14 protein-coding genes are annotated in these 15,620 nt (G+C 73.5%); all 14 read right to left on the minus strand.

Translation table 11 applies throughout. The features are described 5' to 3' along the window. Window positions 1-24: 24 nt before the first annotated feature. Complete coding sequence (locus ACN28C_RS25975; protein ID WP_421492299.1) at window positions 25-240, minus strand: MbtH family protein; 216 nt, start codon at window positions 238-240, stop codon at window positions 25-27. A gap of 21 nt (window positions 241-261) precedes the next feature. Further along, window positions 262-1,287, minus strand: coding sequence for a 2,3-diaminopropionate biosynthesis protein SbnB (sbnB, locus tag ACN28C_RS25980; protein ID WP_422770146.1), 1,026 nt, complete (start codon window positions 1,285-1,287; stop codon window positions 262-264). Further along, window positions 1,287-2,279 (minus strand): 2,3-diaminopropionate biosynthesis protein SbnA, encoded by a 993-nt coding sequence (gene sbnA, locus ACN28C_RS25985; RefSeq protein WP_422774807.1) that lies wholly within the window; start codon window positions 2,277-2,279, stop codon window positions 1,287-1,289. The genes sbnB and sbnA overlap by 1 nt, the downstream gene beginning before the upstream one ends. A gap of 240 nt (window positions 2,280-2,519) precedes the next feature. Then, entirely contained in the window at window positions 2,520-5,012 is a 2,493-nt protein-coding gene (locus ACN28C_RS25990; protein ID WP_422770147.1) for an FtsX-like permease family protein, read from the minus strand. Next, complete coding sequence (locus tag ACN28C_RS25995; protein WP_422770148.1) at window positions 5,006-5,749, minus strand: ABC transporter ATP-binding protein; 744 nt, start codon at window positions 5,747-5,749, stop codon at window positions 5,006-5,008. The genes ACN28C_RS25990 and ACN28C_RS25995 overlap by 7 nt, the downstream gene beginning before the upstream one ends. Window positions 5,750-5,872: 123 nt before the next feature. Beyond that, window positions 5,873-7,423: a condensation domain-containing protein gene (locus ACN28C_RS26000; protein ID WP_422770149.1), complete on the minus strand. Its 1,551-nt coding sequence runs from the start codon at window positions 7,421-7,423 to the stop codon at window positions 5,873-5,875. Further along, the gene (locus tag ACN28C_RS26005) at window positions 7,420-7,689 is read right to left on the minus strand and encodes an acyl carrier protein (RefSeq protein ID WP_422770150.1); all 270 of its coding nucleotides are present in this window, start codon (window positions 7,687-7,689) and stop codon (window positions 7,420-7,422) included. The genes ACN28C_RS26000 and ACN28C_RS26005 overlap by 4 nt, the downstream gene beginning before the upstream one ends. A gap of 30 nt (window positions 7,690-7,719) precedes the next feature. Further along, window positions 7,720-9,441 carry an acyl-CoA dehydrogenase gene (locus tag ACN28C_RS26010; RefSeq protein WP_422770151.1) on the minus strand — a complete coding sequence of 574 codons (1,722 nt, stop codon included), beginning with the start codon at window positions 9,439-9,441 and terminating at the stop codon, window positions 7,720-7,722. Continuing rightward, window positions 9,438-11,258: an acyl-CoA dehydrogenase family protein gene (locus ACN28C_RS26015; RefSeq protein ID WP_422770152.1), complete on the minus strand. Its 1,821-nt coding sequence runs from the start codon at window positions 11,256-11,258 to the stop codon at window positions 9,438-9,440. Before ACN28C_RS26015 ends, ACN28C_RS26010 begins: the two co-directional genes overlap by 4 nt. A gap of 5 nt (window positions 11,259-11,263) precedes the next feature. Beyond that, complete coding sequence (locus ACN28C_RS26020; RefSeq protein WP_422770153.1) at window positions 11,264-13,054, minus strand: fatty acyl-AMP ligase; 1,791 nt, start codon at window positions 13,052-13,054, stop codon at window positions 11,264-11,266. Window positions 13,055-13,215: 161 nt separating this feature from the next. Continuing rightward, entirely contained in the window at window positions 13,216-13,932 is a 717-nt protein-coding gene (locus ACN28C_RS26025) for a 2-hydroxychromene-2-carboxylate isomerase (protein ID WP_422770154.1), read from the minus strand. 33 nt (window positions 13,933-13,965) lie between these two features. Then, the gene (gene fabG, locus ACN28C_RS26030; RefSeq protein WP_422770155.1) at window positions 13,966-14,712 is read right to left on the minus strand and encodes a 3-oxoacyl-[acyl-carrier-protein] reductase; all 747 of its coding nucleotides are present in this window, start codon (window positions 14,710-14,712) and stop codon (window positions 13,966-13,968) included. Between the two features lie 8 nt (window positions 14,713-14,720). Next, window positions 14,721-15,245 carry a 3-hydroxyacyl-ACP dehydratase FabZ family protein gene (locus tag ACN28C_RS26035; protein ID WP_422770156.1) on the minus strand — a complete coding sequence of 175 codons (525 nt, stop codon included), beginning with the start codon at window positions 15,243-15,245 and terminating at the stop codon, window positions 14,721-14,723. Next, window positions 15,245-15,607 (minus strand): 3-hydroxyacyl-ACP dehydratase FabZ family protein, encoded by a 363-nt coding sequence (locus ACN28C_RS26040; protein ID WP_422770157.1) that lies wholly within the window; start codon window positions 15,605-15,607, stop codon window positions 15,245-15,247. Before ACN28C_RS26040 ends, ACN28C_RS26035 begins: the two co-directional genes overlap by 1 nt. Window positions 15,608-15,620 lie beyond the last annotated feature (13 nt).

Below are 15,620 nucleotides of genomic sequence, written 5' to 3' on the forward strand. Positions count from 1 at the left end.
ACCTCGTTGCGGCGGCCGGGGCGGTCAGCTCTGCGCCGCCGCCATCCGCTGGCGCAGGCTCAGCGGGCGCATGTCGGTCCAGACCTCGCCGATCCGGGCTAGGCAGTCGGCACGGGGGCCCTCGGTCCCCTCGGCGTGCCAGCCCGCCGGCAGGTCCCGGTCGGCGGGCCAGATGGAGTACTGCTCCTCGTCGTTGCGGACCACCCGGTAGACCCGGTCGTCGCTCTGCTCGTCAGCCATCGAAAACTCCTCTGTGGTCGGTCACGGCTTGGCTTGGGTTGGCTCCGGCTCGCCACCCGGGGCGGGCAGGAAGTCGTCGACGCGGATGCCGAGGCCCCGCTCGACGGCGGCGGCCCGGACGAACTCCGCGAGGGCGATGTCCAGGGCGCCGAGGCCGAACGGCGAGAAGACCACCGTCCGGTCCGGATCGCGGCGGAAGCCGCCGGTGCCGCGCAGGATCTGGCCGATCGGCGCGTCGATGAAGTCGCGGTGCCCCACCTGCTCCTCGGCCAGGTGCAGCGAGGTCCGCTCCCGGCACACGTGGTCGGCGTCGTCCACCACGTTCTGGCTGGCCAGGATTGTCGCCGGGACGAGATCGCGGAGCGAGACGTGCAGCACCGTGCCGGCGCGTGCCGGACCGAGCTCGAGGTGCGGCTCGGCCGCCGTGGTGGCGATCGAGACCAGGTCGTGTGCGGCGAGGGCCCGACCGGCGTCGGCCGCCAGTGTCACGTGCATCCCGGGGGCCAGCTCGGCGCAGCGCCGGGCGAACGACGCCGCCCGCGCGCAGTCGGTGTCGAAGAGCGTCACCTCGGTCAGCGTCGGCAGCGCGGCGACCAGGAAGCGGAGCACCGCCAGGTTGATCAGGCCGCAGCCGATCAGCGTCACACCGCTCGGGCCGGGCTCCCGGACCAGCAGCCGGGCGGCGAGCGCGGCGCTGGCCGCGGTCCGCGCGGCCGAGATCAGCGAGCCTTCGAGCAGCGCGGACGGCCGACCGGTGTCGAGATCGTTGATCACGATCGCGGCGCTGGCCCTCGCCAGCCCGGTGGCGATGTTCCCGGGCCAGGAGGCGATCCACTTCATCCCGGCCGCCGGTGCCTTGCCGCCGACGTACGCGGGCAGCCCGATGATCCGATTGCGGGGCTGCTCGGGAAAGCGGAGGAACGTCGAGTGCGGCACCGAGGTGGCGCCCTCGTCGTGCAGCTTGTACGCCTCGCCGACCAGGTCGATCAGCGCGAGTTCGCGCCCGGCCAGGATCTGCCGCACGTCGTCATGTCCGAGGATCAGCATCAGCCCTCATCACCACCGGTGGCTTCCTTCCAGAGATGCGAAACCTCGCCGAACCGGCTCCGCACCCAGTCGTCGGAATAGATCGTGTCGAGATAGCGGTCACCACCGTCGGGAAAGATGAGCACGCAGGTCGCGTCCTGGGGGATGCGCGGGGCGCGCCGTTCCAGGGCCGCGACGGTGGCCCCGGAGGAGCCACCGGCCAGAATCGCCTCCCGGGCGGTGAGCCGCCGGCAGGCGGCGACACACTCCAGGTCGGTCACGTGCACGACCTCGTCGGCGGCGTCCGGGTCGAAGAGTCCCGGTCGCAGCGAGGCGCCGTGCCCGGGCAGCAGTCGCTCGCTCGGCCGCTGCCCCTCGAAGATCATGCTGCCGACCGCGTCGACAGCGATGATCTTGGTGCGCAGCCCGTGCTGTCGGATGTAGTCTGCGCAGCCGCGCAGGGTGCCACAGGAACTGACCGCGCAGAACAGGTAGTCGACGCCACCGTCGAGGGCATCGACGATCTCGCCCATGGTCTGCCGGTGCGCGACCGGGTTGAGCGGGTTCGCGTACTGGTTGGGCCAGAACGCGTGCGGGATGTTCGAGACCAGCTCGCGGACCCGGCGTACCCGCACCGGCAGGTATTCGCCGCTCTCCGGATCGGGTCGGCTCACCACCTCGACCGACGCGTGGTACGCCCGCAGTATCGCGAGATTCTGTTCGGTCGTCTTGGCGTCCACCACGCAGACGAACCGGAGCCCGAAATAGCGGCAGATCTGGGCCAGCCCGACCGCCAAATTTCCCGAACTCGACTCGACCACCACCGAACGGCCCGGCTGAAGCTCACCGCTGCGGATCTTCGCCAGCAGCATGCTCAGCGCGGTCCGATCCTTGACGCTGCCGCCGGGATTGAACCGCTCCAGCTTCGCGAACACCCGAATGCGAGAGTCGGGTACCAGACGTTCGAGTTCCACCAGGGGCGTGTTCCCGACGGCCGCCAGTATGCCCTTCAGCGCATGCGTTGAACCTTGGTTCGTTGGCACGGCTTTCCCTTCGCGGGTCAGTTACGTTCCCGGAAGACGTCCACCGACGAGTGCCGTTCTCCGGTTGGCGCCGCGCTACTTCTCGGCTCCTCGCCATCCTGCGACCCGCGGCTATACCGGCCCCATATCGAAACTATCTTCGAAAACGAACCGGGCCCCGCCGCCCGCCGTGCTGGCGGAGGTACGGGGCCCGGAGGGGTCCGATCAGGACTATTCGCGTACGCCGGCCAGCTCGACCGCGCGGGATCGGAGCGCGAGCCGCACCGGGAGCACCGCACCGAGTACGGCCAGCCCGGCACTGACCAGCGCGATCACCGCGACGGTCCCCCAGGGCACGCTGACCGGGGTCGCCCCGACGAGCTGCCCGAGGGCGAGCCGCAGCCCGGCCAGGTTCACCGCCGACGCCCCGACCGCGAGCAGGATGCCGACCCCGGCCACCAGCAGCGACTCGGCGGCGAAGATCCGCAACACCTGTGGCGGGGTGGCGCCGGCCAGCCGCAGGATCGCCAGGTCGCGGAGCCGGTCCGAGGTCGCCATCACCAGCGTGTTCACGATGGCGATGAAGCAGAAGACGATCGCGATGCCGAGCACGAGCAGCATGCCGAGGGCACTGGTTTCGCTGTTTTCGCTGCTCTCCTCGCCGAGCCACTCCTCGGCCGGGATCGCCCGGACCCCAAGCCCGGTGGTGGCGCCCTCCAGGGCCGTCCGGACGGTCGCCGGGTCGGTGCCGTCGCGCACCGAGACGTAGACCCGGCGGGCCAGGCCGGTGAAGGCGTACCGGGCGGTGTCGGCGTACCTGGTGCTGAGGTAGGCGACGTCGTTGCTGCCCGAGGTGGTGTTGAGCACCGCCACGACCCGCAACGGCACGATGCCGCCGTCGGCCATGTGCACCTCGACGGTCTCGCCGACCCCGACGCCCCAGTCGTCGTTGACGACGATGGTGTCGTCGCGCAGCTCGGCCGGGTCCCCCTCGTCGACCGGCAGGGTGAGGGTGCTGGCCAGTGCCGAGGGGTCGACGGCGAGAGCCTCGTAGTCGGCGAGCCGGGCGTCGTCCCGGGCGTAGACCATGGTGGGCAGCGCGGCGAGCACGTCGACGCCGGGGATCGCCCGGAGCCGTTCGGTGACCGCCTCGTTGACCCCGGGTGTGCCGTCCGGGGTGACCACGAAGTCGGCGACCACCTGGTTGCGCCGGCCGCTGTCCTTGGCCCGGTCGATGGTGGCGGCGGCGCCGAGCAGCGAGATGGAGAGCCCCACGGTGAGCAGCACCGGCGCGGCGGTGGCCGCGGTACGCCGCACCGCGGTCAGCGCGCTCTCCCGGACCAGCATCCCGGCGGCCCCGCCGAGCCGGCCGAGCGGCCAGGTGATCAGCCGGGCGATCGGCTTGACCACCACCGGGGCGAGCAGCGCGAAAGCGAGGATCGGGAACATCAGCACCCCGATGTAGCGGGTCGGCGCCATCACCATGCCGGGGTTCACCACCGCCACCCAGCCGATGGTGACCAGGCCGAAGGCGAGCGCCAGCAGCCCGTAGAGCCACCGGCCGGAGGTCATGGTGCGGGAGTCCACGGCCGCGTCCCGCAGCGCCTCGATCGGGCGTACGTCGCCGGCCCGGCGGGACGCCGCCCAGACCCCGGCCAGCGCCACGCCGAGGCCGGTGACGAAGGCGATCAGCAGTGGCACCCAGACGGCCGGCCCGGTCGAGATCTCGACGGTGAACCACGGCGGCGCCAGTCCGAGGTCCACCATCCAGCTTGCCAGCAGTGGTGCGGTGGCCAGTCCGAGGGCGCAGCCGGCGACGGCGGAGGCGAGCCCGACCACGGCGGCCTCGGCGAGCACCATCCGGCGTACCTGTCGGGGCGTGGCGCCGACGGTGCGGAGCAGGGCGATCTCCCGTCGCCGCTGGGCGACCGCGAAGGCGAAGGTCGAGGCGACCAGGAAGATCGATACGAAGCCGGCGACCACGGCGGTGATCGGCAGCAGCGTCTGGGTGTTGTCGATCGCCTCCCGGTCGGCGTTGTGGCTCGGGTCCAGCACGCCGCGCCGGTCCCCGGTGAGCACCTCGGCGTCGCCGCCGACGGCCTGCCGCACCGCCTCCGGCGCGGCGTAGCTGACCAGCGCCTCGACCCGGGGCGAGAGCCGGGCCGCCTCGGCCTCGGTGAAGAAGACGGCGGACTCGAAGTCGACCGGCGCGGTGACCCCGACGACGGTGTGGTCGCGCGGCCCACCGGCGGTGAAGACGGTGACCCGGTCGCCGGGGACGGCGGCGCCGTCCGGCACCACGACCTCGGTGTCGGCCTGCGGCGCCCGGCCGGCGGCGAGCGTGTACGGGGCGAACTCGGCGCTCGACCAGCCGTGCCCGACCTGGTCGTCGGGGCCGCCGTCGAGCTGGGCGTAGAAGGAGCGGACCGGCACGGTGCGGCCCAGCGCACCGACCTCGGCGGCAAGCGCGTCGGAGATGCCCCGGGCCTGGATCAGCGAGCGGCTGCCGGGGTCGTGCCGGGCCGGGTCCCACTCCGGGTCGAGGGCGGCGACCACCACCGGGGCGGCGGCGAACCGCTGCGGTGCCCGCTCGGGGAGCCCGAGGGTGGCCCCGATCTCCAGCCCCATCACGGCGATCATGCCGGCGCCGAGGGTCAGCGCGACGAAGGTGCCGACGAAGGCGGCCCAGCGGACCCGCAGGGTCTGCCAGGCGATGCTCAGCACGCGCCGACCTCCATCCGGGTCATCCGGGCGGCGATCGCCTCCGGCGTCGGGTTGACCAGCTCGCCGGCGAGGACACCGTCGGCGAGGAAGACCACCCGGTCCGCCATGGCGGCGGTCACCGGATCGTGGGTCACCATCACGATGGTCTGCTGGTGTCGGTCGACCAGGCCGCGGAGCAGGGCCAGCACCTCCCGGCTGGTGCTGGTGTCCAGCGCGCCGGTCGGTTCGTCGGCGAAGAGCACCGCCGGCCTGGTCACCAGGGCGCGGGCGATCGCGACCCGCTGCTGCTGGCCGCCGGAGAGCTCGGCCGGCCGGTGCCGGCCCCGGTTGCCGAGCCCGACCTCGGCGAGCACGGCCGCCACCGCCGACCGGTCCGGCCGGCGACCGGCCAGCCGCAGCGGCAGCGCCACGTTCTGCTCGGCGGTCAGCGACGGCAGCAGGTTGAACGCCTGGAAGACGAAGCCGATCTTGTCCCGGCGGAGCAGGGTCAGGGCCGTCTCGCTGAGTCCGGTCAGGTCGGTGCCGGCGATCACGACCCGGCCACCGGTGGGCCGGTCCAGGCCCGCCGCGCACTGCAACAGGGTCGACTTGCCGGAGCCGGAGGGTCCCATGATCGCGGTGAAGCTGCCGGCCGCGAGGCTGAGCGACACGTCTCGCAACGCGGGGACCGCGTTCTGGCCCGAACCATAGGTCTTGCTCAGCGACTCCAGTCGCACAGCCTGCTCCATAGCGAGCATCCAATCACTGATCGTCAGATCGACACAGAAGAAACCACCCTGAGAACCCCCGGAGCGGCGACCCTGAGCTGTCCCGGGTTCCGGGCCGTCCGGGCGGCGTCACCGAACCGTGGTGACCTGGGTTCACTGTCCCGGGCGGACCCCACCGGTGCCCAACGCGAGCAACTGTTCGAGTTGAGCGCTGTCGACCAGGGAGACCCGGTCGATCCGGCGCGTCGGGTCGGCGGTGGCCGCCTCCAGCAACCGGCAGTAGTGCCCGGTGAGCCGCTCCATGGTCGCAGCATCGAACAGATCCGTGTTGTACCGGAAGGCACCGGTGAGTGAAGCGCCGGCCTGGCGCAGCTCGACATTGAGGTCGAACTGCCCCTCCAGCTGCGGTACGTCGAACGCTGCCAGCCGCAGGTCCGCATAGGAGATCTCCGGGCCGACGACGGCGCCCTCCGGCACCAACGGCAGCGGTGGGTCGAACCGGTCCGCCGCCACCATCGTGAAGGCGATCCGGAACAGCGGCGCTCGGCTGGCGCCCCGGGCCGCGCCGAGCATCCGGTCCAGCAGCGGGAACGGGTAACCGACGTGGGCCAGCCCGGCGAGGAGCTCGCGGTGCGCCGCCGCCACCGCGTCGGCGAAGGTGGCACCGGGCGCGAACGACGAGCGCAGCACCAGCGTGTTGACCAGATAGCCGACCACGTCCCGCAGCCCCCGACCGTGCCGGGTCGCCACCGGGCAGCCCAGTGCGAAGTCGTCCTGGCCGCCGTACCGGTAGAGGGTGGCCTGGAAGACCCCGAGCAGGAAGGCGAACGGGGTGACCCGGGCCGCCGTGGCCGCCGACCGCACCCGGGCGGCCAGCTCGGCGGAGAGCCGCAGCTCGTGGGTTGCCCCGGCGAAGGTCTGCCGCTCCGGCCGGGGCCGGTCGACGGGGATCACCCCGGCCGGCACCCCGGTACAGCGCTCCCGCCAGTACCGTTCCAGCCGCTCCCGCCGGGGCGAGTCGAGCAGCGCCCGCTCCGCCTCGACGTGGTCGCGGTAGCTCGCGCTCAGCGGCGCCCAGTCCGGAGGGCCGCCGGCCGCAATCCCCCGGTATCCGGCCAGTAGGTCGCGCAGGAGCAGCCACTGCGAGGTGGCGTCGCTGACGATGTGGTGGGTGACCAGGACCAGGGCGGCGTCGTCGGCGGCACGGCGCAGCAGCACCACCCGGAAGACGTCCCCGGCACCGAGCCGGAACGGCATCGCGCCGACCGCCCGGGCCAGGCCGAGCAGCCCCTCGTCGGTGCACGCCGGCACGTCCCGGATCTCCAGCCACGGCACGCTCCCCGGAGCGGTGCCGTCCGGCGCCCGGGAGTCGTCGGCCGGCCCGGCGCCCGGCGCAGACGCGCCCGCCGGGGACGCGGCCGCGGCGGGCGGCAGGGCCGGCGCCGTGACGAACTGCCGGGGTACCCCGTCGACCTCGGCGAAGGCGGCGGCCAGCACGGGATGGCGGGCCACCAGCGCGGCGACGGCCCGGCGAAGTGCCGCGTCGTCCAGCGCGCCCCGGACCCGGACCGCGAGGGTGATGTTGTATGCCGGGCTCTCCGGCGCGAGCCGGTAGAGGAACCAGAGCGCCTGCTGCCCCACCGACAGCGGCTCCCCCGGCGGGGACGGCATCCCCACCGGGGCGGCGGCGGTCCGGCCGGTCATCCCCGGGATCCCAGTACGCCGTGCAGGTAGCCTGCGAGGGCGTTGACGGTCGGGTGGTCCCAGGCCATCGTCGGCTCCACCTCGATGTCGAACCGCTCCTCCACGTCCCCGCTCAGGGTCATCGCGTACACGGAGTCGAGGCCGATCTCGACCAGCGGGATGTCATGGTCGATCTCCTCGGCCGGCCGCTGCAGGTAGAAGGCGATCCGGCCGCCCAGCCAGCTGCGGATCGCGTCGACGGAGGTGTCGTGGATGATCCCGGACATGGTGCACTCCTTCAAGGACGGACGGTGTCGTCAGCCGGCGAGACACCGGTCGACGAGATCGAAGCTCCGGCTCTGCTCGTGCCGCGCCAGCAGCTCGGTGCAGAGGTGTTCGCGCGACCCGTCCGGTGTCGTACCCGGGTGCAGCCCCAGCCGCCCGGCCAGCCGGGCGAGCGCGGCGAGCAGCCACCGGGCGTCCCCCAGGAACGGGTCGTCCTGCTGGTGTTGCCACACCCCGAGGCAGGCGGCGGCGGCCAGCACGGTCGCGTACCGGTCGGTCAGGTCGAAGCTGCGCCGGCCGGCGACCACCGTGCGGTCCCGGGGCGGCAGCTCGGCGCAGACCTCGGCGAGCCGGCCCAGCTCCGTGGCGAGCAGTCCGCAGAGCCCGACGACCGCCCGGTCGGCTCCCGGCCGCGTGCCGTACTCCCGCAGCGTGCCGGCCAGGTTGTCCACGCCCCGGGCGGAGAGCCCGAGACTGCCGAAGTCCAGCGGCGGCAGCGGAGCGGAGAGCCGGAACAGCGCCGGCGGCGCGGGTGGCGAGTGCCGCCAGCCCTGCCGGGCCAGCCGGGGCAGCTGCGGGATGATCGTCGCCTGGCAGACCGCCGCGCTGGCGTGGGTGAGCGTCGCGGCGAGCAGGTCCCGGAGGTTCTTCTGGAAGATCCCGTACGGCCCGTCCCGCAGGTAGGAGCGGGCACCGAGGACGACGGCCAGCCGGTGCGCCGTTTCCTGCAACAGCTTCGGCACCAGATACTTCGCCGCGGCGCTGTACACACTGGTCTGGTCGGGGAGCACGTGCAGGGCCCGGGCGGCGACGGTGGACAGGCAGTCGGAGATCAGCAGGTCCAGGAAGCCGTCGACCAGGGTGGTCCGGGCGTGCGGCAGCTCGGCGACCGGCAGCCCGTAGAGCCGGCGGTCGAGGGCGAACCGGAGCACCGTACGCAGTTGGGTGTCGACGATCCCGACCGCCATCCCCGGCAGCACGCTCCGGGTCACCTGGAACGCCCGCAGCACCGTCTCCAGCGCGCCGCCGAGTTCCCCGACGACCGCGTCGGCCGGCACCGGGCAGTCGGTGAACTCCAGCCCGCCGAGCAGCACCCCGCGCACACCGGCGGTGCGGTGGCGCCGCAGGTGGCGACGGTGCCCCGGCGGCAGCGCCGCCATCTCCAGCAGCAGGTGCGAGTGGCTGCGGCTGCCCGGCCGGTCGTCGGTGCGGGCGAAGAGGGTGACCGCGTCCGCGCGGGCCAGGTTGCCGACCATCTCCTTACGGCCGGTGACCAGGAAGCGCTTCCCGTCGCGCCGGGCCCGCAGCTCGGCCCGGCCGAAGTCGGTGCCGTGGGCCAGCTCGTTGTAGCCGGCCGACGCCTTGCCGTGCCGCAGCAGCAGTTCCGCCATCCAGCGGCGCTGCTCGGCGGTGCCGTCGGTCCAGACCGGGGTGGCGGCGATGAAGGTGGTGACCCCGTAGCCGACGCCGAGGGTGGTGTCCCGGCGGAACACCGCGCGCAGCACCCGGGCCAGCCGGTCTGCCCGGTCGAACCGGCCGCCGAGGGCCCGGGGCACGAACTCGGCGTTCAGCCCGTAGCCGTCGAGCGCCCGCTCGCCCTCGGCGAGCAGGTCGCCGCGCTCGTCGGCGGCGAGCACCGCCGGATGACCCAGCGGGTTCGCCGGGTCGTGCGGATCACCGAGGTACGTCTCCAGGTCCGGCTCGGGCAGCCCGGCCGGAACCGTCCCGGGTGCGGCAGCGGCGTCGACGGTCATCGGACCCCCTCGAAGGTCGGCGAGCGGGCCGGATCGGCGGCCGGTCCGGCGACCGCCTCGGCGAGCCGGGCCGGCAGCAGGGAGAAGAGCCGGCCCTCCCGGTGCTGTGCCCGCAGGTCCGGCAGGAGGCGGTCGTACTCCTCGCCCCCGTCGCCGGTGTCGCCGTGGCCGGTCGGGCCGTCGCCCGGCGAGGTCGCCTGTAGCTGGCCGATCAGCCGGTGCAGGCAGGCGCGCAGCCAGCGGGCGTCCGCCCAGAGCGGCGCGGTCGGGCCGTCGGCGAGCCAGTGCCGGTTGCGCAGCCACAGCTGCAGGCAGCCGGCGGCGGCGAAGACGAGCGCGTACTCCCCGGCCAGCTCGAACGCCTCCGCCGGCACCCGCCGGGGCGACGGCCGGTACGCGGCCATCCGCTCGTGTATGCCATCGACCAGCCCGGCCAGCGACCCGGCCTGCTCGGCCAGCACCGCCGGGGCGATGCCGGCGTCAACCAGCTCCAGCACCTCGGCGACGGCGGCCGGCAGTTGCTGCACCACGCTGCATCCCGTCCGGGAGAGCAGGGCGAGCCGGCCACGGTCGAAGTCGGGCAGCGGCCGGGCCAGTTCGACCGTTGCGGTGAGCCCCGCGTCGACAACGCTCCGCCGGTAGCCCCGGACCAGCCCGGCGAACTGGTTCACCAGGGTGTTCAGGTTGACCAGGGTGTTGCCGTCGAAGATGCCGACGATCCGGTGGTCCCGCTCGATCTTCTGGAAGAGCCCGTCCGCGTGGTCGGAGGTGAGCAGGGCACGCGCCCCGAGCACCTGGCCCAGCCGGGGGATGCTCCGGTCCATCATGGTCGGCACCAGGTATTTGGCGATCGCCGAGGTGACGCTCAGCTCGCCGGGCGTGGCGTGGATGCCGCGAGCGGTCAGCAGGCTGACGACCTCGCCGATCAGCAGGTCGACGTACGCCTCGGTGAGGGTGCGGTTGGCGTGCGGCAGCTCGACCAGCGGCCGGTCGTAGAGGCGGTGCCCGGTGGCGAAGTCGAGGACCAGCCGGAGCGCCTGGTCGGCCAGGCCGAGCGACATCGCCGCGCACATGGTGCGGGTGAGCTGCACGCTCTTCAGCACGATCTCCGGACCGGCGCCGGCCGGGCCGAGCAGCGCCTCGGCCGGCACCTGCGCGCCGTGGAAGGCGATGCCGCTGATGTCCGCCCCGCGTACCCCGTGGGTCCGCTCCTTCGGCAGGCAGCGGAAGGTGTCGGGGGCGAGCCGCCGCTTGTCGACCACCAGCAGGCTGAAGCCCCGGGTGCCGCCGGCCGGCTCGGTCCGGGCCAGTACGCAGAGCAGGTCCCCCCGGCTGGCGTTGTTGATCAGCCACTTTTCGCCGTCGACCCGGTAGCCGTCCCCGGCCGGCACCGCCGTGACCTCACCGGCGAGCAGGTCGCTGCCGTGCTCCCGCTCGGTCAGCGCCAGCGAGATCACGGTGCCGGCGAGCACCTCGGCACCGATCCGGCGGGCCTGCTCCGGGGTACCGCCCACCCAGGCGGAGACCGCACCGAGGTAGGTCTTGCCGTGTCCGATCGCGACGGTCAGGTCGCGCCGGGCCAGGATCCGCACGGCGTGCAGCAGCTCCTCGTAGCTGCGCAGCTCGCCGCCGAACTCGGCCGGCACGTACCACCGGGGCAGCCCGAGCCGGTCCAGCTCGGCGCAGATCTCGGCCGGGAACTCCTCCCGGGCGTCCAGCGCCACGCAGCGGGCGAACGAGGCCGGCCGGCCCGGGTCGCGGGGGTCGCCGAGGCCGTGGTCGAGGTGTTCGGCGAGGGCGAAGGCCGGATAGCGCATCCCGGTCACCCCCGCCCGGCCGGCACCGGCGCGCCGGCACGCTCGGGCCGGTAACGCCGACGGAGCTCCGAGTCGAGATCCTCGTACGTCGCGTCGAGCACGCCGGAGACGAAGAGTTCCCGCATCATGGTCCGCTGGATCTTGCCGCTGGTGGTCCGGCGCACCTGGCCGACCCGGACGAAGACGACGTTCGCCACCCGCAGCCCGAGGATCCGGCTCAGCGCCGCCCGGACCGCGCCGGCCAGCCCGGCAATCTCGGCGGCGTCCCGGCCCCGGCTGCGGAGCTCCTGGACGACCACGATCTCCTCCCGGGGCGCCGGCACCGAGAAGACCGCGCAGGGCAGCCCGGCGAACGCCGCCGAGACCTCCCGGACCTCGCGCTCCACGTCGTGCGGGTAGAGGTTCCGGCCGTGCACGATCATCATTTCCTTGATCCGGCCGGTGACGTAGAGCTCGCCGCCGTCGAAGACGCCGAGGTCGCCGGTGCGGAGAAAGCCGCCCTCGCCGTCCGCGCCCACCGCGCCGAACGCCCGCCGGGTCGCCACCGGGTCACCCCAGTAGCCCCGGGTCACGCTGCCGCCCCGGATCCACACCTCGCCGACCCGCCCGTCCGGCACCCGACCGCCGGTGCCGGGGTCGACGATCCGCACGTCGAGGGCGTTCACCCGGCCGCTGCCGACCAGGGCCAGCCCGCCGGGGGTGCCGGGCGGCAGCGGGGCGAGGGCATGCCGGGCCAGGGCCTCCGGGTCGACGTACACGGTGACCGGCCCACCGCTCGGTCGGGCCCCGGTGACGCAGAGGGTCGCCTCGGCCAGCCCGTACGTCGGCAGGAACGACTCGTAGCGGAAGCCGGCCGGGGCGAACCGGGCGGCGAAGCGCTCCAGGGTGGCCGGGTCCACCGGCTCGGCGCCGTTGCAGGCGTACCGCCACCGGGAGAGGTCCAGCCCGGCGACCTGCTCGTCGGTGAGGAGCCGGGCGCAGAGGTCGTACGCGAAGTTCGGCGCGCAGGCCACCTCGGCCCCGTACCTGTCGATCGCCGCCAGCCACAGGTGCGGACGCTTGAGAAAGTCGTTGGGGCGGATCAGCACGGCGGTGCTGCCGAGCAGCAGCGGCGCGATGAGCATCGCGATCAGACCCATGTCGTGATACAGCGGCAACCAGCTGCAGAACCGGGTCCGGTCGGTCCAGCCGAGCGTGCGGTGCACCGAGCCGATGTTGTGCAGCACGTTGCCATGGGTGACCATCACACCCTTGGGATCGCTTGTCGACCCGGAGGTGTACTGCAGAAACGCGATGTCGTCGGGTCGGCCCGGATAAGGCCGCCAGTCCGGCCGCTCCGCCTCGACCGCCCCGGCTTCGGTGAGGTCGGTCGCCGCCAGGGCCAGCTGGTCGAGTCCCTCCTGGAGCATCCAGTCGGCGACCACCCCCAGGTTCTCCGGGTCGGTCAGCACCGCCGCCACGTCCGCGTTCCGGGCGATCGCGCTGGTCCGGTCGGCGTGGTGCCGGTAGTTCGCCGGCAGCGGCACCGGCACCGGCACCGCGCCCGCGTAGAGACAGCCGAGGAAGCCGGCCACGAACTCCAGCCCGGTCGGATAGAGCAGCAGCACCCGGTCGCCCGGCCGGCAACGCCGGCCCAGCCAGGCCGCGGTCGACCGGGCCGCCCGGTCGAGCTCGGCGTACGTCAGGCACGACTCGGTGAACCGCTCCCCCGCGGCACGGCAGAAGACCACGGCCTGCCGCTCCGGCGATCCGGCGACGTGCTGCCGGACCGCCTCGACGATGCTTCCCTCGGACACGTTTGCTTCCCCGGCCTTCCGCGCCATCGGCGCTTTCCGTGCCAGACCGTACGGTCGGCGTCTCTATTCGGGCTATATCGACGGCTCCACGCCCACGCGGCTGCCGGAGCGGCTGCCTCGCCGCAACCAGCTCAGCCGCAGCCAGCTCAGCCGCAGCCAGCTCAGCCGCAGCCGCCGGCGTGGCCCTCGTCGGTCCGCCCCGCCGCGGGCGCAAGGAAGGGCCCCCGCTTATCGTTTTCTGTTGTAGAAGGGCCCCCGCCTAACCGGTCTGCCACCGAGGCGGCGAATGCGGCCAGCCGGTCGACTCCCCAGAAACGTTCGAAGCCGTGCACGAAGAAGGGCACCCCGAAGACGCCGTCCCGGTGGATGTCGAGCAGCGCGGCGACGCCCTGGCGGCGTACCTCGGGATCGTCGGCCGCCCCGGAGACCTCGGCCGGGTCGAGCCCGAGCTCGGCGGCGATCCCGGCGACCGTGGCCCGGTCGCAGATGTCCCGCCCCTCCTGCCACCGGGCCCGGTACGCCCGCTCCACGTACGCCGGCCCGGCGCCGTGCCGCCGCGCCACCAGGTAGCCCAGGTGCGGAATCTCCCAGACCGGATCCCGGTCGACCGGCCAGGTGACGGAGAGCCCGCGCTGCGCGCCGAGCCGGCGCACGTCGGCGAGGACGTAGAGGTGCTTGGCCCGGGACATCGGGGTGTAGACGAACTCGCCACCGGCCTCGGCGAGCAGCTTGCCGCTCAGCTCGTCCGGCTCCCAGAACGGCACCCACTCCAGCTGGGCCGCCAGCCCCGGGTACCGCTCGTGCAGGTCCCGGTGGGCGAGCCAGGAGTACGGGCTGCGCAGGCTGAAGTAGAACCGTGGGGTGCGGCGCACCGCCATGGCGGACTCCTCGGGTGTTTGGGGCGCGGCTGGCTAGAGCGCGATCCCGCCGTCGACGTGGAAGACCTGGCCGGTGACGTAGGAGGCCCGGTCAGAGGCGAGGAAGCCGACCAGTTCGGCGGTCTCCTCCGGCCGGCCGAACCGGCCCAGCGGGATCCGGTCCAGCATCTGGCGGGTGACCGGGTCCGACAGCCCGGAGGTCATGTCGGTCTCGACGAAGCCCGGCGCCACCACGTTGGCCCGGATGCCGTACCGGCCCATCTCCTTGGCCAGCGCCTTGGTGAAGCCGATGATCCCGGCCTTGGAGGCGGAGTAGTTGGTCTGGCCGGCGTTCCCGGCCACCCCGGCGACCGAGGAGAGGGTCACGACCGCACCGCGCCGGCGCTTCATCATGGCGAAGACGGCGGAGCGGCACACCGTGTACGTGCCGTCCAGGTTGGTCCGCAGCACGCCGTGCCACTCCTCCTCGCTCATCAGCACCAGTGGCCGGTCCCGGGTCACCCCGGCGACCGTGACCACCGCCTCGATCGGGCCCAGCTCGGCCTCGGTGGCGGCGACGAAGTCGCGCACCTGGGCCAGCTCCACCACGTCGACCTGCCGGGAGAGCACCCGGGCACCGGCGGCCCGGGCGGCCTTGGCGGAGAGCTCCGCCGCCTCGGCGTTGGCCTGGTAGCAGAAGGCCACGTCGTAGCCGTCGGCGGCGAGCCGGGCCACCACGGCCCGGCCGATGCCCCGGGACCCGCCGCTGACCAGCGCGACGCGTCGTCCGTTCTCGGTCATTTCACTCCTCATCCCGCAACCGGGGCCAGTTCCGCCGGACGCAGCGCAGTCACCGGGCGCTGGGTTTCGACGAACTGCCCGACCCGCATCACCGTCCGGTCGCCGACCACGGTCTCGCCCTCGAGGATCACCGTGTCGCCGACGACCTTGACCAGCCGGACCCGGTGCTCCAGGAGGTCACCGGGATAGGCCGCAACGCCGAAGCTGACGTTGTTGATCGCCCCGGCCAGGCCGACCATCCCGACCAGGACGTCGGGATTGGGCTTCTCCCAGGTGGCGAGGAGGACCCCCGCCTGCGCCCAGGATTCGACGATCAGCGTCGCCGGGTACGCGTAGTCGTGGTCACCGGCCCCGTCACCGAGCCCCTGGTAGCACGCCTCGGTGCAGCTCACCGCCTTCACCGCGGTCAGCCGCTCCCCCGGCACCAGCTCGACCACCCGGTCGAGCAGCAGGATCGGGTACCGGTGCGGCACCACCCGCCTGATCTCGGCCACCCCGAACGTCATTCTTCCCCCGAGCGGTACCGCAGACATCACTTCTCCTCCGGGCGGTAGCGCAACCGCAGCTCGGCGGTGCGCCCCCGCTCGCCGTGCACGGTCGCGGTGCAGCGCAGCTCCGGGCCGGACCACTGCATCGCCACCTCGATCCGGAGTGGGTCGCCGGGGGCGACCGGGCTGAGGAAGCGGCACCGGTCCAGCGCGGCCAGCTCCGGCCGGTAGCCGGCGCCGCGCAGCGCGGCCCGGACGGTCTGGCCGACCAGTTCGACCAGGTAGACCCCGGGCAGCAGCGCGAAGCCCGGGAAGTGGCCGGCGAAGACGGGATCGCCGGGATCCACCGTGGCGGTCGCGACCGCCGAGTTCGGGCCGGCCTCGACCAGCTCGACCTGGTCGGCCATGGGTGCGCAGCGC

This window comes from Plantactinospora sp. WMMC1484, assembly GCF_049315195.1.
In the GTDB taxonomy this organism is placed as follows: domain Bacteria; phylum Actinomycetota; class Actinomycetes; order Mycobacteriales; family Micromonosporaceae; genus Plantactinospora.

What these genes read in the sequence shown, in the direction of transcription:
- ACN28C_RS25975 (WP_421492299.1), bottom strand. Translation starts at nt 240, where the DNA reads ATGGCTGACGAGCAGAGCGACGACCGGGTCTACCGGGTGGTCCGCAAC.
- sbnB (WP_422770146.1), bottom strand. Translation starts at nt 1,287, where the DNA reads ATGCTGATCCTCGGACATGACGACGTGCGGCAGATCCTGGCCGGGCGC.
- ACN28C_RS25995 (WP_422770148.1), bottom strand. Translation starts at nt 5,749, where the DNA reads ATGCTCGCTATGGAGCAGGCTGTGCGACTGGAGTCGCTGAGCAAGACC.
- ACN28C_RS26000 (WP_422770149.1), bottom strand. Translation starts at nt 7,423, where the DNA reads ATGACCGGCCGGACCGCCGCCGCCCCGGTGGGGATGCCGTCCCCGCCG.
- ACN28C_RS26005 (WP_422770150.1), bottom strand. Translation starts at nt 7,689, where the DNA reads ATGTCCGGGATCATCCACGACACCTCCGTCGACGCGATCCGCAGCTGG.
- ACN28C_RS26010 (WP_422770151.1), bottom strand. Translation starts at nt 9,441, where the DNA reads ATGACCGTCGACGCCGCTGCCGCACCCGGGACGGTTCCGGCCGGGCTG.
- ACN28C_RS26015 (WP_422770152.1), bottom strand. Translation starts at nt 11,258, where the DNA reads ATGCGCTATCCGGCCTTCGCCCTCGCCGAACACCTCGACCACGGCCTC.
- ACN28C_RS26025 (WP_422770154.1), bottom strand. Translation starts at nt 13,932, where the DNA reads ATGGCGGTGCGCCGCACCCCACGGTTCTACTTCAGCCTGCGCAGCCCG.
- fabG (WP_422770155.1), bottom strand. Translation starts at nt 14,712, where the DNA reads ATGACCGAGAACGGACGACGCGTCGCGCTGGTCAGCGGCGGGTCCCGG.
- ACN28C_RS26035 (WP_422770156.1), bottom strand. Translation starts at nt 15,245, where the DNA reads ATGTCTGCGGTACCGCTCGGGGGAAGAATGACGTTCGGGGTGGCCGAG.
- ACN28C_RS26040 (WP_422770157.1), bottom strand. Translation starts at nt 15,607, where the DNA reads ATGGCCGACCAGGTCGAGCTGGTCGAGGCCGGCCCGAACTCGGCGGTC.